An 18690-nucleotide genomic window follows, 5' to 3' on the forward strand; every position below is an offset into this window, starting at 1 on the left:
TACAGATTTAAAAGTTGATAAAAGGCAGACTACGTTTGCCGTTCTTGTTCCAAAAACCAATCTGCAGCCCTTTCATCTTACGGGATTTATTAAACAAACCAACCTGCATCCCTTTTGCCTCATGAGCTTTATTATAAATGCCAATCTGTACTCCTTTTAGCTGATTCGAATCGTTGAATGCTGAAATACTTATGCCATTCAATTCTGCACTGCTTACTCCCAGACCAGAAATCAGTATTCCACCTCCTTTATTAATATCAGTAGAAAGACCTCCAATTGAAATACCTTTCATAGTATACCCATAATTATATAATGAAATAGTAATTCCATTATGACTTGTACCTCTTCCATATCCGGCACCGGAAATTGTAACACCATTTACCACAAGATGGGGCATTGCATTCGTAGATTTTGAAGGATCAAATAGCATCCAGATCAAAACACCTACTGGATTAGGTTCTAAATTAATTCCATTGATCTTCCTCACCCTTCCTTTATGATCATCAAAAGCATCTCCCATTCCGATAGCAATTCCATCTACTTCTTTGATATCTTTTTTCAAGGGAGTAAATGCAATTATTTTCGTTTTCGTTTCTAAAACGGCAATACTATCCTGAGCGTATAATACGCTCGTTGCAATAACACTAATTATAGAAAAAATGATTGTTTTCATATCTGATTACTTTAAAATTACAATTCAAAATTATCAGCAGAACAGTCTAGTCTCAATGTGAAAAGGAATTAAAAAAAAATACTACATTTGTGAAAATCACAAATTATGCATCAGGAAGCATTATTAAAGGAGATCCGAAGAAAAATAGGTGATCGCTCATTAAATGATGAGATCGCCAATATTCTGAATATAAGTTATGATGCGGCTCATAGGAGAACTTCTTTAAAAGCTAAATTTAGTTTTGAGGAGGCATTGGAACTGGCTAAACATTATCAGATTTCTTTGGATCAATATTTAGGAACTGAAAATCAACTGGTCGTAAGAAGAACACAGCCAGTACGAACCACAGAAGACTTATTAAACTATTTTGAAAACTCACTTGAGATTCTCGATGTTTTCCACAACATCACCAATTCTCAGGTCTATTATTCTGCAAAGGACATCCCATTTTTCTATACGATTTCAGATTCCATTTTATCCCGCTTTAAATTTTATGTGTGGATGAATTTATTAAATCAGGATCAGTTTCTGAGCCCGTTTAATGAATTCAAAATGGAGTATCATTCTCCTAAAAATGAGATGCTAATCGGATTGTACGAAAAACAGAATGTCACAGAAATCTGGAATGACACCACAGTCATGAGTGTATTAAGACAGATTTCTTTTTACTCCGAAATTGGATTATTAAAAAAAGAAGAAGCCTCTCTTATCCTGGAAGATCTCAAAAAATTATTAGAAGATTTAGAAAACAAAATGCTTCAAAAATCTAATTTTCAAATATTTGCTAATGATTTAGTAATTTTAAACAACAGTATTTTATTTAAAAATGATCAACAGTGCTCTTTCTTTGTTCCGTTCAGTATGTTTGGATATATGATGACCAATGACAAGATAACCTGCCAGGATTCATTAAGTTATTTTGAGCATCAGATTAAAAATTCCAGATCATTGAACACTTCAGGGAACAGAGATAGAAAAATGTTCTTTAATGCAATGTATCAGCAAATTGAAAATCTAAAGGAAAAATTATAATGGACTCACTTCGTAAAGGTGAATTTTTCGGGCAAACCAGTCAAACTCTTAATTTTGATGGTTTAACCAAATTGAAAGTAAATCAATCACTTGGTTTTCTTCATAGAAATTATGGATTCCTAACAGATGTCGCTCTTGAATGCGGTTTTTCTGATCAGAGCCATTTCATCCGTTGCTTCAGGGAAAACATGGGAGTTCCCCCGTTAAAATATAGAAATCTTTTAAATAAGTAATGCAATATATTTTACTCGTCCTTCTTAGATGGAACTAGAAAGACATCAATAAGCCCTTCAGGCAATTGCATCTTAATAAACCTTTCTTCTCTGTTTACTTCGAGAATCCAGTCTTTAATGATAGGAATAACAACTTCTTTTCCATCCAGGTTGGTTACGAAATACGTTTGAGCCGTCTGATCATTGATTGAACGAATAACACCACAGTCATTATCATGTTCATCAAAAATAGTAAAACCAATTACTTCGTGGTAATAAAATTGTTTTCCGGTGAGTTTAGGAAGGGAAGCAAGCGGTAAGTATACACTTTTCCCCAATGACTGATCCACTAATGCTTCAGAAGAGTTTCTAAACGCAATATTCAGAGCATCAGACTTGCTCCAGGATGATTTTTCAATAAAAAAAGGAACCAATAGTCCGTTGATTTCAACGAATATTGATTCCAGTTTATTGTAAAGTTCGGGTTGATCGGTATCCAATTTAAGGATAACGTTTCCCGCAAGGCCATGTCTGCGTGTGATTTTACCTAAAAAGTAGCAATCTTCTTTACGCATACAGGGTGTTTCTTAAGCTTCAGTGTTTTCTTCAGTTTCAGCAGCTGGAGCTTCTCCTTCTGCAGTTTCTTCAGCAACAACTTCTTCAGCAGGTGCGTTAGCAGCTTCCTCAGCAGCTTTAGCATCAGCCTCAGCTTGTGCAGCAGCAGCTAGTCTAGCTTCATTTACTTTAACTTCAGCTTCTAAAGCAGCTTTTTTAGCATCAGCCTGAGCTTTAGATAAACCTTCTACTTTCCCTTGCACTTTTTGTTCTTTAGCATCTACCCAAGCAGCAAATCTTTTTTCAGCCTCAGCCTCATCAAAAGCTCCTTTAGCAACACCACCTTGTAAGTGTTTTTTGTAAAGTACTCCTTTGTAAGAAAGGATAGCTCTTGCAGTATCAGTTGGTTGAGCACCGTTGTTTAACCACTTTACAGCAGAATCAACGTTCAAATCAATTGTTGCAGGGTTAGTAATTGGGTTGTAAGTTCCTAGTTTTTCGATGAATCTACCGTCTCTTCTAGCTCTAGCATCTGCAACCACGATGTGGAAAAAAGGTTTTCCTTTTTTACCGTGTCTTTGTAATCTGATTTTTACTGACATAATGTTTGAATTTTAAGGGAACTCGTCCCAGTTAAATATTTAAGTGTGCAAAGATAAATAAAATTTCTAATGTATCAATAAAAATGTAATAATTTATCTGTCTTATCGTATAACAAGTAAAAAAGAAATCCGGATTACAGCCAGGTTCGTTTAAAGTGGAAACAATTATTTTTGGAGACAGGTCCCGGATACATTATTTTTTTAGATATTTGGGAACAAAATCTAAATTGATGAAAAATTTATTGCTGTTTGCTACAATTCTGTTGTTCTGCCAAAATGTACAAAGTCAATCTAAAGAGGAAAAGATTGAAAAATTAATTAGCGCTTACAGCCAACTCAATCGTTTTAACGGGAGTGTTCTGGTCTCAGAAAAAGGAAAAATAATTTTTGAAAAAAGTTACGGTATCAAAAACTTCCAAACACAGGAAAAAAACACCAATCAAAGTATCTACAGAATATACTCTACAACAAAGTCATTTACTGCCACAACAATTTTACTATTAAATGACATGGGGAAATTATCCTTACAGGATAAACTGACAAAGTATTTCCCTAACTTTCCAAAAGGAGATAGTATTACTATTGAACAATTATTAACACATACCTCCGGAATTCAGAATAATGCTAATCCTGAAGATACAAAAGATGAGGAAACATTTATAAATTTTATAAAAGCTCAACCCTTGGATTCTTCTCCTGGCAGCCAATGGAATTACAGTAATTCCAACTATTATTTATTAGGATATATCATCAACAAGACTGCTGGAATGTCTTACCAGAAAGCTATTCAAAAGTACATTATCGATCCGTTGAAAATGACCAATACAGGTTTTGGGTTTAAAGAATTAAAAAATAAAAACAAAACAGCGGGGTATGAATTTTTATCAAAGAATAATTTCCAGGAAGGTATAGTTTATGATTACGATCATCCTCATGCTGCAGGAGCAATGTATTCTACAGTGGAAGATTTGTATAAGTACCAGGAGGGACTTAAGAGTTATAAAATTCTGAAAAAGGAAACTTTAGAAAAAGCACAAACACCATTTCATAATTACCATTATGGTTATGGCTGGGATATGTCTCCGATAAAAGGAAAAGAAACTGTTGGGCATGATGGTGGTGGCCCTGGATTCGTTTCAAGATTCTTTACAATTCCACAAGACAACATCAGCATTATCATATTAAGCAATCTGCGAGATGACAGTCTTTATTCAATGACAAGCAAAATAGTCTCTATTTTTTATAACCTGCCTTATCAGATTCCTACCCGTATTAACATTGATTTCAACAGGCTAAATCAATTAAAAGGAATTTACAACACCTCAGACTCTAATTTTTATATTTCCGTTAATGATGGTATGCTTACTTTGGTTGATTCTGACACAAGAAACAAGGTTTTCTTCCCGGAAAGTGACAGGAAGTTTTACACTGAAGATAATGACGGGAACAAAATTCGATTTGAATTTGAATCTGATAAAGACGGAAAAGTCAATTTGTTAAAAATAACCTCTCCAGATGGGAAGATCACAGAAGCTAAAAAGACCAGTGATTCTTTTTCTTGGGGAATTACAGGAAGTGCTACTCCAAACGGATGGGGCGGACCAGATATAAAATTAATTTCTGAGAACAAAAACACCAATATTTTGAAAGCTCAAAATATCCTTTTGAAACCGGGTGAAATAAAGTTCAGAAGCAATAATGAATGGGTAATAGAATTAGGTATCAACGGATATGGGAAACTGGTAGAACATGGCAATAATATAAAAATAGCCAATGAAGGTACTTATGATGTAATTTTGGATATGACCGATGAAACTAATCCTACCTATCAGGTGATTAAAAAATAACTTCCTTCGGTAGAATTAATTTCACAGACATAATTAATTTAATCCTGTCTTCCCATATAGAAAAGCCCTAAACATCTTTGGTTTTCTTCAATGGTTAAAGAATCTTTCAGGTGATTGACAATTCCAGGAGAACTCCAATAACACCCTATTTCATTGGCTGTGCAAGTAAGATACATATTCTGTACAGCCATTGAAACAGCTGCTATTTCCTCCCATTCCGGTACCATTCCACTGAAGTTGACGACAATGGAAACAACAACATCAGCTTTGTTTATTTTAAAGCCTATGTCATCATATTTCTTCTGCAGGAAAGTTTGTTCGGACTGGGTTGCTTTGTAAATATTCTGCATTTCTAAAGCCAGCTGAGCTTTTTCTTCACCCCGGAAGGTTTTAAAACGCCATGGTTTTGTACGTTTATGATTCGGAGCCAGTGTTGCGGAATGTAAAATCTCATCAAGGATATCCTGAGAGATTTTTGTTTCGGTATAATCTTTAGGGAAGATACTTCTTCTTTGTTCTATGATCTCTTTTAGAATTTCTGCTTTATTCATAGAGACAAAATTACGAAAAAGTTGATGTGAGACGATTGCGAATAAGCATATTATTAATTATGAATATTAATTTTTCTTATTCAGTAATCGCCGTATTATTGATGTTTAATGATAATCATAAAATACATGGTACTAATTTAAAGTACTTCAACAATTTTCTGATGAATATTATTCAAGGTAAAAGCATCTCCCGGTTTCATTCCCATCATCTTTTTAGCCATGGGGCTTTGCGGTGAAATGGCATAGAAACGATCTCCTTCAAAAAAGAATTCACCCAAAGAAACCGAAATGTAAAATCTTGCTTTATTGGTTATCACCAAAGAACCCAATTGAACTTTTTCCGTGGCATTATTTAGAACTTTCGACATATTCCTTTTCAGGTCATTAAGTGCTCCAAGCTGCTTCTGCATCTGATAAATTTCTTCCTGCATTTCTTCGCGCATGCTGTCATATTTTGGAGTCTTCTTAATGTCTCGGCTCGCATCCAAAGTGAATTCTATAAAATTCTTTAGCTTCTCAATCTTTTCGGCGATCACGTTTTTAACATAATTTCTTATGTCACTTTTCTCAAATACGATCTTCTCCATAAATCTAATCTTTACATAAAGATAATATTTTTTTAAATAAATATATTTATCTCCGAAAAATTAAAAATCAGGTTTAAAAAGCCCTGTCTGCTGACAAGGCTTTTCTTATTTTACCGCTCTGTTAATTTCTTAAGTTCCCCGAGCCCCTGATCAAAAGTCTTTCCCATCTGGCTATCCATCATAGGCTTCATAGGTTTCATCATAGTGCTGAGCTCATCATCCATAGTCCAGGTTACTTTAGTTCCGTTTCCTTCCGGAGTCAGGATAAAATTTGCAACTGCTTCACCTTCGAAAGGTCTGATAAAGTGAAGTTTACTGGTTATTTTTTCATTGGGGGTTACTGCAGTAACGGTTTGTACTCCTTCTCCAACATCGTTATTCCCCTTCCATTTGTAAGAATCTCCTACTTCACCACTGGTACCGGAATAGCTGATTGCAATGTTTTTATCCGGTTTAATGAAAGGATTCCAGGTATTAAAAGCTTTTGTAGATCCAACATGTTCCCATACTTTTTCCTTCGGAGCATTGATAACTACTGATCTTTCGAAATGATACTTGTTGCCGAAAGCCACCATAGCAAATACGGCATACAAAATAGCTAAAACAATGAGTATCCCTAAGATTTTCAAAATTGTTTTCATAGTTTTTAGATTTTAATGTTAAGCCAAAATTACGCATTCCTGTTATAACACTGCTTTTCTTATGACAAGATTATGCTGATCGCTACTTTTTGTCATAACCGATAATTAAGGCATTATTTTTGACGAATTCAAAAATCAAGTTTACATCAATAAAAAATAAAATAATGAATATTTTAACAGAAAACTTCAAAACACCTTACCATACTGCTCCTTTTGATCAAATTAGAAATGAAGATTATCTTCCCGCTTTTAAAGAACTTATACAGAGATCTGAGGAAGAAATCAACGCTATTGTTGATAATAATGAAGCTCCCACATTTGAGAATGTTATTGAAGCACTCGCCTACTCCGGTGAAAAATTAGATATTCTTTCCAATATTTTTTTCAATGTAAATTCTGCAGAAACAAACGATGAATTACAACAAATCGCAGAAGAAGTTTCACCTATTTTAAGTGAATATTCTTCAAAAATTTCGCAAAACGAAGCACTCTTCAGCAAAATCAAAAAAGTGTATGAAGAGAAGGAGAAATATAACCTTAACGAAGAGCAGCAAATGCTTTTGGAGGAAACCTATAAAGGTTTTGTACGAAGCGGTGCACTACTGAATGATGAGGACAAAGAGAAGTTAAAGAAGATCAACATGGATTTATCTTTGAAATCCCTGAAATTCGGCCAAAATGTACTGGCATCAACCAACGCCTATTTTAAGCATATTACCAACAAAGAAGATTTGGCAGGTATTCCTGAAGCCATCATAGAACAATATGCTGAAGAAGCAAAAGAAAGAAACCTAGAAGGCTGGGTCCTTACATTGCAATATCCAAGCTATGTACCATTCATTACGTATGCTGAAAACCGTGAACTAAGAAAAGAACTGGCTTTGGCCAATGGTAAAAAATCTTTTGATGGCGGAGAGTTTGACAATCAAAACCTTATCAAAGAAATTATTAATCTGAAACAGAAAAAAGCAGAATTGCTCGGATATAAAAATTATGCTGACTTTGTATTAGAAGAAAGAATGGCCAAATCTCCAGCTAAAGTTTTGGATTTTTTAAATGAATTACTGACCAAAGCAAAACCTTATGCAGGAAAAGAAATTGACGAATTAAAAGGATTGGCAAAAGAAGATGGTATTGAAGAAATGCAAGGTTATGATCATCCTTTCTACGCTGAAAAACTTCGCAAAGAAAAATTTGATCTTAATGATGAAGAGCTTAAACCTTATTTTCCTTTAAATCAGGTTCAGGATGCGGTGTTTGGATTAGCCAACAAGCTATTTGGATTATCTTTTGAGGAAAGAAACGATATTCCTAAATATCATGACGACGTAAAAACCTATGAAGTAAAAGAAAACGGAGAGTACAAATCATTGCTGTATGTCGACTACTTCCCCAGAAAAGGTAAGAGAGCAGGTGCCTGGATGACCAGCTATAAAAGTCAGTATAAAAAGAATGGTGAGAACTCACGCCCACATATTTCAATCGTCTGCAATTTCAGCAAGCCTACCAAAGATACTCCAAGCTTATTAACATTTCAGGAGGTAACCACGTTATTCCATGAATTTGGCCATGCTTTACATGGTATGCTTGCCAATACCCAGTATCCAGGATTATCCGGAACTTCGGTAAAGTGGGATTTTGTGGAACTACCATCTCAATTCCTGGAAAATTTCTGTTACGAGCCGGAATTTTTAAAAACCTTTGCCAAGCATTATAAAACAGGTGAAATTCTTCCTGATGATAAGATTCAGAAAATTGAACAATCTAAAAACTTCATGGAGGGATATCAGACGATGAGACAGTTAGGTTTTGGAATACTTGACATGATGTACCACACCAATGCAGGTGAATTAGAGAGTGAAAGCGTAAAGAACTTTGAAGATAAATACACCAAAGCAACCCAACTCTATCCCACGAATCCGGAAACAGCTATGAGTCCGAGTTTCTCTCATATCTTCCAGGGGGGATATTCTGCCGGATATTATTCTTATAAATGGGCGGAAGTTCTGGATGCGGACGCATTCCAATATTTTAAAGAAAATGGAATCTTTAATCCGGAAATTGCTGCCAAATATAAAATCCTTCTGTCTTCAGGTGGAACAAAAGATCCCATGGAATTATATAAAAACTTCAGAGGAAGTGAACCGAGAGTAGAAAGTTTATTAAAAAGAGCATTTGGATAATTACCATTCTAATTATGAGGCACTAAAACCGCTAATCTATACAACAGATTCACAAGTACATTTTTATTATGAAAGAAAACAAATACGATGATCCTTCTTTTTTCAGACAATATGAAAAAATGCTTCGCTCTCAACTTGGATTGGAGGGAGCCGGAGAATGGTATGTTTTAAAGGATATGCTACCCGATTTTACAGAAAAGAATGTACTTGATCTCGGTTGTGGTTTTGGCTGGCACTGCCGATATGCTATAGAGCAAGGGGCAAAATCTGTAATTGGAATTGATCTCTCTGAAAAAATGCTTGAAAAAGCCAGAGAGATCAATAACCTAAAAGGTATTGAGTACTTTCGGAGTGCTCTTGAAGAGGTAACTTATCCAAATCAAACCTTTGATGTAATTTTAAGTTCTCTTACCTTACATTATGTAGAATCATTTGATACCATTGCTCAAAATATCTACAAATGGTTAAAACCCGGAGGTCAGTTTGTATTTTCTGTAGAACATCCTGTTTTTACTGCCGAAGGCACTCAGGACTGGAGTTATGATACCCATGGAGAAAAGCAACATTGGCCGGTGGATAAATATTTTATCGAAGGAAGGAGAAACACTACATTTCTTGGTGAAAATGTTGTTAAATACCACAGAACATTAACGACATACCTTAGCTGTTTATTAAACCAAGGATTCAAATTAAAGGAAGTTGTAGAAGCCCAACCAAGTGAGGAAATGCTCAAACAATTTTCAGAAATGAAAGATGAATTGCGAAGGCCGATGATACTCATAATGAGCTATGAAAAGTGAAATTAATTTTTAATGAAATTTTAATCTTAAGTCATTCAAAAAAAAATTATTTTTACTGCCTAAAATAAAAACACAAACAGTAATGATCAAAAAAATTAGCTTAATAGTCATCTATTTTGCGCAATATCTTCTTATTCATGCACAGGTAGGTATAGGAACAGTTTCACCAAAAGGCATTTTACACCTACAAAACACAGACAAAGAATTGGGAATTGTTATTCCAAGAGTTTCCACTACGGAATCTGTAACAGGAGTTACTGTAAGCCAGCCTTTAGAAGGCACTCTTGTTTATGATGACAGTAAGAATTGTTTAAGGGTCAGAAATTCAGCAACAAGCTGGTCGGATTGTCTGGCAGACGAAAATGATATAACTCCGGAAATAAGATTAGGCCGTAAAGGAAGAAAAATTGGTGTCGTTAGGGATAATGCGATGGTGTATATTAATCCTATTGATAATGATGCAGTCTATGGTCTAGGAGCAAATACCGGTGGACAAATTCCTAGCTCAAATTCCTCCAATTATTCAATACCCGTTATTAAAAACAACTCTTTCAAAGATGTTTCTATGGGACAAACTTATGGACTAGCAGTTGCCAAAGATGGAACTTTATGGGGTTGGGGAACGAATACTTATGGAAGAATCGGTGATGGAAACACCGGAAATGTTTTTGCCCCAAAAGTTATTCCGTTACCTGGTGGAGTTCTTGCAGAGCGTGTTACAGCCGGATATTTTAATGCCCTCGTTTTGGGAGTGGATAAAAAGTTATACGTTTCAGGATACTATGCTTATTCTGTAACAGGAGGTGGAGAAACAGCTGATGTGAGACCTTTTAAGAAAATAGCCTTTTTTGATGACAAGGAAGTTGTTGATATGGAGGTTGGAATGCAGCAGGCAGTAGCCGTTACCAGTGATGGAAATATTTACGTATGGGGACTAAACGGTGGATATGTAAAACGTATCGGGCTTCCTGATGGAAATGTTTATCTTCCAACTCTACTCGACACATCTTCTATATTCAATTCTGGAGAAAAAGTCTTACAAATTACCATGGATAATACAACCAACGGTGGTGGATTTATTACCAATCAGGGAAGATATTTTGCTTTTGGATACGTGTACGATTATGGAATACAAGGTGTAACCAATACTACACCCATCGAAGTTACTTCAGAACTACTCGCTGCTGATGAAAAATTTGTTGGATTTGATTTAGATTACTACGGTGTTGCCTTAATTACCAATAAAAACAGACTTTTTGTGGCGGGGCGAAACACCAATGGAAGACTTTCCACAGGTGGCACCACACATCTTAAAACTTTAACATTAGCTGATACAAGTAATATTGACGGTCAGATGATTGATGTTGCCTTTGGAGTCAGCAATATGTATATTCATGTAAAAGATAAAAATGGGAATTTCAAACTGTATGGAGCTGGAAGCGGCTCTAATAACCAATTAGGCAAAGCCGGAAATTCTGGTAACAATCCATTACTCATAGATGTTTTACAATAACACTCACAAAAAATAAACTTATGATAAAACAATTGATAATACTATTAATATTTTTCAGCCTGTGTCCATTATTTTACGCTCAGGTAGGAATAGAAACAGAAAAACCAGAAGGTATCCTTCATATAAAGAACAAAGACAATAAAAATTTAGGACTTGTACTCCCAACAGTACAGAATGTAGATTCTGTAACTACACCCGATAATATGACCCCTGTGGAAGCAACCTTAGTATATGATATGAGTAAACATTGTTTACGAATTAAAAACTCAGAGACAAACTGGTCAGATTGCCTGCTGGACAAAACGCAACTTACACAAATGTCTGCTGGTAAAAGTTTTAACAATCCTAAAAATAATATTGAAACAAATACAAATAAATAATGGCTAATAAAGTTATATTATCAGTATTTCTACTTTGTTGTGCATTAGGAAAGGCACAAGTGGCTATCGGAACGAATAAACCAGAAGGTTTACTCCACCTCCAAAATAGGGATAAAGAAATGGGTCTTGTTATTCCACGTGTAACCTCTGCTGAATCCACAACAGGATTAACAAGTCTGATTCCTGTTAAAGCTACGCTAGTGTATGATAACGATAAAAAGTGCCTACGGATTAAAACCTCTGAAAACACTTGGTCTGGTTGCTTAATAGACGCTAGCAAACTAAAAAAAATTTCAGCTAAAAACTGATCTAAGGATTTATAAAAAATGAAATCATATCAGGCTACCAAATTGGGTAGCCTATTTTTTACCTGTATATCCACCTTCTATTCCATTCATTTTATTCTAATAGCAATCCAAGTTACCAATACCTATAATTAATACAAAAGAAATAACTATATTGTATTGCATAGTAATGAAATTAAATTATATCTTTGTATAACACAATAGATTATTATGAGCTCAAATAAAACTTTTAACCGATTCATTTTGTTATTCTTTTTTTCTTCAAGTCTTATTTTTGCACAAACTCTGGAAAAAAGGATCGATGATGTAATTCTTAAAGAATTCAGTGATGCAAAAGCTCCTGGTGGTGTATTTCAGGTTACACAAAAAGGTAAAGTCTTATATCAAAAGGCTTTTGGAAAGGCGAATCTGGAACTTGATGCTAATCTTCATGCGGATTATGTATTTGAAATCGGCTCCATGACCAAGCAATTTACTGCTATAGCCACTTTAATGCTCGAACAACAAGGAAAATTAAGCGTTAATGACCCTATTTCTAAGTACATCAAAGACTTTCCGAATGGTGATAAAATTACTATTCATCATTTACTGACCCATACTTCAGGAATCAAGGATTTTACGAAAATGAAATCGATCACAACGATTGCCCAAAAGGAAATGAAGCCAGAAATGATGGTTGATTTTTTCAAAAATGAGCCGGTAGATTTTGCTCCCGGAGAAAAGTTTGATTATAACAACTCAGGATATGTTGTATTGGGTCATCTGATTGAATTAATTTCAGGAGATTCCTATGAAAATTTCATACAGAAAAATATTTTTGATAAAGCCGGCATGAACCATTCTTATTATGCATCGGACAGAAAAATAGTTCTCAAGAGAGCATCTGGATATCATAAGAAAGAATCCGGTTACGTAAACAAGACCCTTATCAGTTTCAGTGTTCCTTTTTCCTCAGGCTCACTGATGTCCACGCTTGAAGATATGCTGAAATGGCAAAATGCATTAAATAAAAATATTTTACTAAATTCACAGGAGACCGAAAAAGCATTTCAAAAATACAGGCTTAATAATGGTGAAGAATTTACCTATGGTTATGGCTGGCACCTTAAAGACATTAACGGAGTTGCTTCCAGAGAACATGGAGGCAGTATTTTTGGATTTAAATCAATGGGGGTATATATTCCGTCAGAAGACCTGTATGTAGTAGGATTCAGTAATTGTGATTGCCATTCACCTACTGAAACGGTAAGGAATATGACCAGACTTGCACTTGAAAATATCAACAGAAATTAATTAAAAGAAAAGTATCACTATTTAAAATCTTACAATCATGTTACTAGCAATTTTATTACCCTTTTTATCTTTTATCGTTCGTGGAAAAGTCCTAACCGGAATATTATGCCTGATTTTACAGATCACTGTAATCGGCTGGGTCCCTGCTGCAATTTGGGCAGCTCTCTCCCTGAATAATGAAAGAGCAGATAAGCGAAACCGTGACCTCATCAAAGCAGTAAAAGAAAGCCAGAGATAATTATTCTAAGCTTATGATGTTTGGAAAGAAGATCAATTACTGAAATGAAGGCAACTGAATTGCTATTGATTATTAATAAAAACACACTTTACTATGCTGAGTTTTTATTGTATTTATGATGATCAGCCCACTCCTGTCTACCCTGAAAAGATTGATCTGGAACTAGCTGGAGATCTTTTTACACCTCTTCAAAATAAAGGAAGATTAAGCAGAAAACCAAACTCAGAAAAAGTCAATGCAGACTAAAAATAATATCTTTTTTGGCTTTCGGTGCTTCCTTCATAATGGAAGCATAAGAAGAGGTAAAAGCAGAAAGACTTTTATATCCTATTTTAAAAGCTATTTCACTTAAGGTATATTGCCGGGTATCGATAAGCTCCACACTCTTTAAAATCCTGATCAATTGTCCGTACTTCTGAAGAGTAATTCCTGTCTGCTCTTTAAATATCCTCTGTAAACTTCGGACAGACATTTTTGCAAGGTCTGCCATATCGCTCACATTAAAACTTTCCTGATAATGGCTGTTAATATAATCACAAACAGGAATTAAGCGATGATCTTCAGGAACAGGAATTTCCAGAAAACGACTTTCATTACAAAAGTTAGGCAAACTATTTAACAATGCTTTTAGAAAAACGATTTGCTCCTGATCTTCAGTATCCAGTTTATTCCATTTTGAAGCATATAAAAGCATCTCTTTCAAAACAGGAGGTGCCGCAAAAACATGCACTTCTTTAAAAAAATCAGATGGTAAAAGCTTTTTAAATAAAATGACCATCAGATTTACTGATCTTGCATCAGAAGTAGTGCGGTGCTTAACTCCGGAAGGGATCCAGATCACATGATTTTTAGGAACAAGATATATTTTCTGCTGAATATGCAGATACTGATACCCTTCTTCCACATAAGTGAGTTGGGCCCTTTCATGAATATGCTCATATTCATCATGTTTCCAGTTTTCCTCATACCACACATAGGCATCCTTCGAGATGGTATCATTGTAGAAACCCTGATTCGTTTCAATCAATCCGCATTTAAGTTTGGCGTTTTGCATATTCTTTTTGGCAAAGTTAATAAAAACGACATTATTAATTTTGTATCTGAATGTTAGACCTTAAAAAAATATGAAAAATATAAGCAAGATCATCACTGCTTTCCTACTTCTGATAATAACCCAATCTATGATGGCACAAGAACATAAAGCTAGAGTTCTGGTTCTGTTTTATTCGGATAATGGAGGAACTTATGAATTAGCAAAAGAAATATCAAAAGGAATTGAAACCCAAGGAAATGTACAGGCTGTAATTAAACAGGTAAAAGCGTCAACCCATCCCAAATTAAAAGATATCCCTATAGCCAGCGTCGAAGAACTCTCTTCCTACGACGGAATTGCATTTGGATCACCCGTTTATTTTGGAAATATCAGTACGGGAATGAGTGAGTTCTTATCAAAAACGGTTGGATTATGGACCACCCATGCATTAGAAGGAATGCCGGCGACCGTCTTCATGTCTGCAGGAAGTGGTGCAGGAAAGGAGCTGGCTATTCAGTCTTTTTGGAATAGCCTGGCCGTTCATGGAATGGTACTGGTATCGAATGGTATTCGTGGTGCAGAAAACACAGACAAAAATACCCCACAGGGAAACACCGTTCTTGGAGTAACCAGCCTTGCTTCAGTTAAAAATGTAGAACGCCCCAGCGAAAGTGAACGTTATATTGCCAGAATGCAAGGAGAAAACTTTGCTAAGATAGCAGCAGCATTGAAAGATATCTTTCCCCATAAGATGACATCGGAAAATGATATCCAAGAAAAAACAGCTAATATCAACACTGTCTTAAAACAAAAGCAGATCATTCTTCCACAGGTTCCTAAACCTGCAGGAAATTATCAGCCCTATGTACGTTCAGGAAATCTGGTTTTCATTAACCAGGTTGCATTAAAAGACGGGAAAATCCTTAATCCTGGAAAACTAGGACTTTCACTTACTGAAGAACAGGTAAAAGAAGCTACGAAAGTGACCATGCTTAATGTTCTTTCTGTATTAAATGAGGCCTTGGGTGGTGATTTAAACCGTGTAAAACGTTGTGTACAGCTTACGGGAATATTTAATACAAAAGACGACTATACTAAACACGCAGATCTTATGAATATAGCATCCGATCTTACTGTAGAAGTATTTGGAGAAAAAGGAAAGCATGCAAGAGCTACCTTTGGAGCATCATCGATTCCTGTTAACTCTTCTGTAGAGATTCAGGCCGTATTTGAAGTGGAGTAAAAAATATTAATTAACTTAAACAAAAAAATCATGATCAAAATATTCGTTGCAGGAGCTACCGGATGGGCCGGCTCTGAGCTGAGCAAAGCTATTTTTAAACAAGAGGGAATGCAGCTGGTCGGTGGATTATCCCGTTCCGGCAGTGGAAAAAACCTCGCTGAGATCCTTGATTTAGGGAATGAAAAAATTCCGGTATTTGATACCATTGAGAAGGCTTTAGATGCCCTTGACTTCGATGTGTTATTTGACTACACAAAACCTGATGTCGCCAAAACCAATGTCCTGGCGGCCGTAAAAAGAGGTAAAAAAGTTATTGTGGGAACTTCAGGCCTTACAGGAGAAGATTATGCAGAAATAGAAAAAGCTGCCATTGAAAATGATACTTCCGTACTGGCGGTAGGAAACTTTGCGATCACAGTTGTTCTTCTTCAAAAGTTTGCTGAAATTGCTGCAAAGTACATTCCCAACTATGAGATTATAGATTATGCACATGAGCTAAAAATTGATACCCCAAGCGGAACGGTAAGGGAACTCGCTCACCGATTAGCCCAGGTTCAAAAACCCGTTGTCCCTATTCCTACGGATCAGATGGTTGGTGAAAAGGCAACTAGAGGAGCAGAAATGGAAGGGGTTCATGTTCATTCTGTAAGGCTTCCGGGGCATGTTATTGCTGTAGAAACTATTTTTGGGTTAAAAGATGAAAAATTAATCATCAGACACGATTCAGGAACCAGTGCAGAACCTTATGTAAAAGGTGGGTTACTTGCTATTGAAAAAATAGGCACATTCAAAGGCCTCAGAAGAGGACTGGATACAGTAATGGATTTTTAAATAAAATTACAAAGGGTAAAAAAAGGAGACTAAATAAGTCTCTTTTTTTTGTGATATTTCCTGAAAACAATAACGGAAGTTACTCATAAAACAATATCTTTAATTTTTTAAAATCTCGATTTATTTATGAAAAAAATTTCACAGGTCTTACTTTTTTTATCATTCTGTACTATTTATTCCCAAACCAATTTTAAAATGGATATCAGTGCTCCGGTATTTGCTAAAGATTCCATAACCATTGCTCCTCCGATGGGAATGGGAGAAACTCATAAACTGTACAATTTTACCATTCAACCGGAAAAAGGTGTAAGATTTATGAAGGGTTTTAATACCGCATTTATCACGATCGATGACTCAAAGACAGTGACCGGACAAATAGAATATCCTCAGCCTGTTATCTTTGGATATTTTAATGCTGTAGAAAAGGGAGGATATGGTTCTGATATTTTTTTCATTGAAAAAGGGGATTACAAGATCAGTATCGTGGATAAAAATCTGAATTTTACGTCAGGTTCTGAAACGCCAACCAACGCCGAATACAAAAAACTGAAGAAGTTACTTGAGATAGCAGACAAAAAATTAAAACCTTATGAAGACAATAATCCTGGTGATATTGAAAGTAAACAAAAGCTGCTGAGAACCTATATCACTAAAAATCCAAACTCCTATGTGGCGTTCTGGGAAATCGTAAATGATTTCTCAAAATACGGTTTTAACCCAAGCTATGTGGAAAATATGCCCTTATTTTCTAAAAAGATAAAAGGGATATTCAGTTATAAAGAATTTGAGAAAATCCTGAAAATAGAAAATGCTACAAGTGTCGGTGCAAATTTCCCGAACCTGAAACTTAATTCAACCGATCAGATAAATAACTCCAGTTTTTCTGACCACAAACTTACCTTGATAGATTATTGGGCTACAACCTGCAAACCTTGTATTAAAGATTTGCCCAAGCTGGTCACCTTATATGAAAAATATAAGGATAAAGGTGTGCAATTCATAAGTGTTGCTGACGATACTGTGAAAGACAGAATGGATCGGGCCAATAGAATACTGAACGAAAATAAAGTAAGCTGGAAAAATTATTTCGATGTGAATCAGGCATTCCTCAATAAGCTTCATGCTACCGGATATCCTCTACAAATTCTGGTAGATCAAAATGGAAAGATCATTGCCAGAAAGTTCGGTGAATTGGATCAGATTGCTGGGGAAATAGAAAAGCACATTCAATAATAAAAAAATGACAGCCAAACAGCTGTCATTTTTTTGGCCATCAGTAAAATCAGAATTGAACTTTATCCGACTTTGAAAAGACAGAAGAAAGCATTGCATACAAAACCAAAAAATATATTCAACTTATATCACCGCATATTTGTATCTTTAAATACATCTAAAGGTTTTATTGTTAATTTTTTGATACAAAATTATGGCAGAAAAAATTTATTTCATAAAAACTAACCCTACTATTGCCAAGATCAATTTGTACAATAAGCTTTGCCGTGAGGAAAATTCAGCACTCAGATATCTGGATGATGACAAAAAAACCAGCCTGGAAATTATTAAGGCTAAAGTAAAAGACAGTGTCGAAAATCTTACACCTGATGAACTATGCAGTATTTTTCACTGGTTTCAGGGTGAATATCATGATACAAGTGCAGATCCATCAAATTCAAAGGAAGAAGTAATTAATCAGCTTTTTATTAATGGGATTGATCAGTTTTACGAAATTTCTCCTCCTGACGTTACTCCATTCAACCAGATTATTTCCGATTATCAGAAATATTCTCAAAGCACTTTACCCTATAAGTTCAATACAGAAGAATTCAGTCCTTTTCTTATCTATGGAATATTTTTTACCGGACTACTCAGCCGGTTCCATAAAAAAGAAAACAGTCATATTCTTTTAATGGACTTTTTAAAGCCGGATCATAAGGATTTATATTCCTTCGCTGAAGACAAATTCAATGCTGTTCAAACCAATCCTGAAACAGGATCACTCTTTGACAGTGGTGTTCAACTTTCAACATACTTCGGTGAACTCTATGACCTAACCCGATTTTACAAAGACCCAATTATCAAACTTCACGACTCTTAATATATAGATTTATCTATAAGGATACCATATTTTTTTATAAAATTCACTATCAAATGAATAATGATGTAACATTATT

Annotated in this window: 22 protein-coding genes; 15 read left to right on the top strand and 7 right to left on the bottom strand. The window is 35.2% G+C overall.

The features are described 5' to 3' along the window. Positions 1-7: 7 nt before the first annotated feature. Positions 8-673, bottom strand: a complete 666-nt coding sequence (locus tag ACNFU2_RS09680; protein ID WP_418124755.1) for an LA_2272 family surface repeat-containing protein — start codon at positions 671-673, stop codon at positions 8-10. A gap of 105 nt (positions 674-778) precedes the next feature. Here ACNFU2_RS09680 and ACNFU2_RS09685 point away from each other — a divergent pair, with 105 nt between their 5' ends. Beyond that, positions 779-1705, top strand: coding sequence for an XRE family transcriptional regulator (locus tag ACNFU2_RS09685; RefSeq protein WP_418124757.1), 927 nt, complete (start codon positions 779-781; stop codon positions 1703-1705). Then, positions 1705-1938 carry a helix-turn-helix domain-containing protein gene (locus tag ACNFU2_RS09690; protein WP_418124759.1) on the top strand — a complete coding sequence of 78 codons (234 nt, stop codon included), beginning with the start codon at positions 1705-1707 and terminating at the stop codon, positions 1936-1938. Before ACNFU2_RS09685 ends, ACNFU2_RS09690 begins: the two co-directional genes overlap by 1 nt. An 11-nt stretch (positions 1939-1949) precedes the next feature. Here ACNFU2_RS09690 and rimM read toward each other — a convergent pair whose 3' ends face one another. Then, a complete protein-coding gene (gene rimM / locus ACNFU2_RS09695; RefSeq protein ID WP_172280103.1) occupies positions 1950-2492 on the bottom strand; it encodes a ribosome maturation factor RimM in 543 nt (180 codons plus the stop codon). Positions 2493-2504: 12 nt separating this feature from the next. Further along, complete coding sequence (locus ACNFU2_RS09700) at positions 2505-3074, bottom strand: 30S ribosomal protein S16 (RefSeq protein WP_172280105.1); 570 nt, start codon at positions 3072-3074, stop codon at positions 2505-2507. 230 nt (positions 3075-3304) lie between these two features. On the opposite strand from ACNFU2_RS09700, the gene ACNFU2_RS09705 reads away from it, so the two are divergent. Next, positions 3305-4921 (top strand): serine hydrolase, encoded by a 1617-nt coding sequence (locus ACNFU2_RS09705; RefSeq protein ID WP_273649145.1) that lies wholly within the window; start codon positions 3305-3307, stop codon positions 4919-4921. Positions 4922-4959: 38 nt separating this feature from the next. Here ACNFU2_RS09705 and ACNFU2_RS09710 read toward each other — a convergent pair whose 3' ends face one another. The 3 genes from ACNFU2_RS09710 to ACNFU2_RS09720 all read right to left on the bottom strand — a co-directional run bounded on the left by ACNFU2_RS09710 (position 4960) and on the right by ACNFU2_RS09720 (position 6700). Continuing rightward, on the bottom strand, positions 4960-5472 hold the full coding sequence (locus tag ACNFU2_RS09710; protein WP_273649147.1) for a nitroreductase family protein: 513 nt from the start codon (positions 5470-5472) through the stop codon (positions 4960-4962). A 137-nt stretch (positions 5473-5609) separates the two neighbouring features. Beyond that, entirely contained in the window at positions 5610-6059 is a 450-nt protein-coding gene (locus tag ACNFU2_RS09715) for a hypothetical protein (protein ID WP_172280109.1), read from the bottom strand. A gap of 110 nt (positions 6060-6169) precedes the next feature. Further along, positions 6170-6700: an SRPBCC family protein gene (locus tag ACNFU2_RS09720; protein ID WP_273649149.1), complete on the bottom strand. Its 531-nt coding sequence runs from the start codon at positions 6698-6700 to the stop codon at positions 6170-6172. Between the two features lie 164 nt (positions 6701-6864). On the opposite strand from ACNFU2_RS09720, the gene ACNFU2_RS09725 reads away from it, so the two are divergent. From ACNFU2_RS09725 to ACNFU2_RS09760, 8 genes are all read left to right on the top strand, one after another. After that, positions 6865-8883 (top strand): M3 family metallopeptidase, encoded by a 2019-nt coding sequence (locus tag ACNFU2_RS09725; RefSeq protein WP_273649151.1) that lies wholly within the window; start codon positions 6865-6867, stop codon positions 8881-8883. A gap of 68 nt (positions 8884-8951) precedes the next feature. After that, positions 8952-9683, top strand: coding sequence for a class I SAM-dependent methyltransferase (locus tag ACNFU2_RS09730; protein WP_273649153.1), 732 nt, complete (start codon positions 8952-8954; stop codon positions 9681-9683). A gap of 82 nt (positions 9684-9765) precedes the next feature. Continuing rightward, positions 9766-11196, top strand: coding sequence for an RCC1 domain-containing protein (locus ACNFU2_RS09735; protein ID WP_273649155.1), 1431 nt, complete (start codon positions 9766-9768; stop codon positions 11194-11196). A 20-nt stretch (positions 11197-11216) separates the two neighbouring features. Next, complete coding sequence (locus ACNFU2_RS09740) at positions 11217-11576, top strand: hypothetical protein (protein ID WP_273649157.1); 360 nt, start codon at positions 11217-11219, stop codon at positions 11574-11576. Then, positions 11576-11884 carry a hypothetical protein gene (locus ACNFU2_RS09745; protein WP_273649158.1) on the top strand — a complete coding sequence of 103 codons (309 nt, stop codon included), beginning with the start codon at positions 11576-11578 and terminating at the stop codon, positions 11882-11884. The genes ACNFU2_RS09740 and ACNFU2_RS09745 overlap by 1 nt, the downstream gene beginning before the upstream one ends. A 207-nt stretch (positions 11885-12091) precedes the next feature. Then, positions 12092-13174, top strand: coding sequence for a serine hydrolase domain-containing protein (locus tag ACNFU2_RS09750; protein ID WP_418124765.1), 1083 nt, complete (start codon positions 12092-12094; stop codon positions 13172-13174). Between the two features lie 37 nt (positions 13175-13211). Further along, positions 13212-13412 (top strand): YqaE/Pmp3 family membrane protein, encoded by a 201-nt coding sequence (locus tag ACNFU2_RS09755; protein ID WP_194304243.1) that lies wholly within the window; start codon positions 13212-13214, stop codon positions 13410-13412. 93 nt (positions 13413-13505) lie between these two features. Beyond that, positions 13506-13658, top strand: coding sequence for a hypothetical protein (locus tag ACNFU2_RS09760; RefSeq protein WP_273649161.1), 153 nt, complete (start codon positions 13506-13508; stop codon positions 13656-13658). On the opposite strand, the gene ACNFU2_RS09765 is transcribed toward ACNFU2_RS09760, so the two are convergent. Next, on the bottom strand, positions 13645-14466 hold the full coding sequence (locus ACNFU2_RS09765; protein ID WP_418124767.1) for a helix-turn-helix domain-containing protein: 822 nt from the start codon (positions 14464-14466) through the stop codon (positions 13645-13647). The two genes, ACNFU2_RS09760 and ACNFU2_RS09765, sit on opposite strands and share 14 nt — an antisense overlap. Before the next feature lie 70 nt (positions 14467-14536). Here ACNFU2_RS09765 and ACNFU2_RS09770 point away from each other — a divergent pair, with 70 nt between their 5' ends. From ACNFU2_RS09770 to ACNFU2_RS09785, 4 genes are all read left to right on the top strand, one after another. Continuing rightward, a complete protein-coding gene (locus ACNFU2_RS09770) occupies positions 14537-15688 on the top strand; it encodes an Atu1372/SO_1960 family protein (RefSeq protein WP_306613989.1) in 1152 nt (383 codons plus the stop codon). Between the two features lie 30 nt (positions 15689-15718). Continuing rightward, positions 15719-16519 (top strand): 4-hydroxy-tetrahydrodipicolinate reductase, encoded by an 801-nt coding sequence (gene dapB, locus ACNFU2_RS09775; RefSeq protein ID WP_273649167.1) that lies wholly within the window; start codon positions 15719-15721, stop codon positions 16517-16519. Between the two features lie 126 nt (positions 16520-16645). Continuing rightward, positions 16646-17752 (top strand): TlpA family protein disulfide reductase, encoded by a 1107-nt coding sequence (locus tag ACNFU2_RS09780; protein ID WP_273649168.1) that lies wholly within the window; start codon positions 16646-16648, stop codon positions 17750-17752. A 193-nt stretch (positions 17753-17945) separates the two neighbouring features. After that, positions 17946-18614 (top strand): hypothetical protein, encoded by a 669-nt coding sequence (locus ACNFU2_RS09785; RefSeq protein WP_172280135.1) that lies wholly within the window; start codon positions 17946-17948, stop codon positions 18612-18614. Positions 18615-18690: the final 76 nt, after the last annotated feature.

The organism is Chryseobacterium sp. PTM-20240506 (assembly GCF_048296755.1).
In the GTDB taxonomy this organism is placed as follows: Bacteria; Bacteroidota; Bacteroidia; order Flavobacteriales; family Weeksellaceae; genus Chryseobacterium; species Chryseobacterium proteolyticum.

What these genes read in the sequence shown, in the direction of transcription:
- ACNFU2_RS09680 (WP_418124755.1), bottom strand. Translation starts at nt 673, where the DNA reads ATGAAAACAATCATTTTTTCTATAATTAGTGTTATTGCAACGAGCGTA.
- ACNFU2_RS09685 (WP_418124757.1), top strand. Translation starts at nt 779, where the DNA reads ATGCATCAGGAAGCATTATTAAAGGAGATCCGAAGAAAAATAGGTGAT.
- ACNFU2_RS09690 (WP_418124759.1), top strand. Translation starts at nt 1,705, where the DNA reads ATGGACTCACTTCGTAAAGGTGAATTTTTCGGGCAAACCAGTCAAACT.
- rimM (WP_172280103.1), bottom strand. Translation starts at nt 2,492, where the DNA reads ATGCGTAAAGAAGATTGCTACTTTTTAGGTAAAATCACACGCAGACAT.
- ACNFU2_RS09700 (WP_172280105.1), bottom strand. Translation starts at nt 3,074, where the DNA reads ATGTCAGTAAAAATCAGATTACAAAGACACGGTAAAAAAGGAAAACCT.
- ACNFU2_RS09705 (WP_273649145.1), top strand. Translation starts at nt 3,305, where the DNA reads ATGAAAAATTTATTGCTGTTTGCTACAATTCTGTTGTTCTGCCAAAAT.
- ACNFU2_RS09710 (WP_273649147.1), bottom strand. Translation starts at nt 5,472, where the DNA reads ATGAATAAAGCAGAAATTCTAAAAGAGATCATAGAACAAAGAAGAAGT.
- ACNFU2_RS09715 (WP_172280109.1), bottom strand. Translation starts at nt 6,059, where the DNA reads ATGGAGAAGATCGTATTTGAGAAAAGTGACATAAGAAATTATGTTAAA.
- ACNFU2_RS09720 (WP_273649149.1), bottom strand. Translation starts at nt 6,700, where the DNA reads ATGAAAACAATTTTGAAAATCTTAGGGATACTCATTGTTTTAGCTATT.
- ACNFU2_RS09725 (WP_273649151.1), top strand. Translation starts at nt 6,865, where the DNA reads ATGAATATTTTAACAGAAAACTTCAAAACACCTTACCATACTGCTCCT.
- ACNFU2_RS09730 (WP_273649153.1), top strand. Translation starts at nt 8,952, where the DNA reads ATGAAAGAAAACAAATACGATGATCCTTCTTTTTTCAGACAATATGAA.
- ACNFU2_RS09735 (WP_273649155.1), top strand. Translation starts at nt 9,766, where the DNA reads ATGATCAAAAAAATTAGCTTAATAGTCATCTATTTTGCGCAATATCTT.
- ACNFU2_RS09740 (WP_273649157.1), top strand. Translation starts at nt 11,217, where the DNA reads ATGATAAAACAATTGATAATACTATTAATATTTTTCAGCCTGTGTCCA.
- ACNFU2_RS09745 (WP_273649158.1), top strand. Translation starts at nt 11,576, where the DNA reads ATGGCTAATAAAGTTATATTATCAGTATTTCTACTTTGTTGTGCATTA.
- ACNFU2_RS09750 (WP_418124765.1), top strand. Translation starts at nt 12,092, where the DNA reads ATGAGCTCAAATAAAACTTTTAACCGATTCATTTTGTTATTCTTTTTT.
- ACNFU2_RS09755 (WP_194304243.1), top strand. Translation starts at nt 13,212, where the DNA reads ATGTTACTAGCAATTTTATTACCCTTTTTATCTTTTATCGTTCGTGGA.
- ACNFU2_RS09760 (WP_273649161.1), top strand. Translation starts at nt 13,506, where the DNA reads ATGCTGAGTTTTTATTGTATTTATGATGATCAGCCCACTCCTGTCTAC.
- ACNFU2_RS09765 (WP_418124767.1), bottom strand. Translation starts at nt 14,466, where the DNA reads ATGCAAAACGCCAAACTTAAATGCGGATTGATTGAAACGAATCAGGGT.
- ACNFU2_RS09770 (WP_306613989.1), top strand. Translation starts at nt 14,537, where the DNA reads ATGAAAAATATAAGCAAGATCATCACTGCTTTCCTACTTCTGATAATA.
- dapB (WP_273649167.1), top strand. Translation starts at nt 15,719, where the DNA reads ATGATCAAAATATTCGTTGCAGGAGCTACCGGATGGGCCGGCTCTGAG.
- ACNFU2_RS09780 (WP_273649168.1), top strand. Translation starts at nt 16,646, where the DNA reads ATGAAAAAAATTTCACAGGTCTTACTTTTTTTATCATTCTGTACTATT.
- ACNFU2_RS09785 (WP_172280135.1), top strand. Translation starts at nt 17,946, where the DNA reads ATGGCAGAAAAAATTTATTTCATAAAAACTAACCCTACTATTGCCAAG.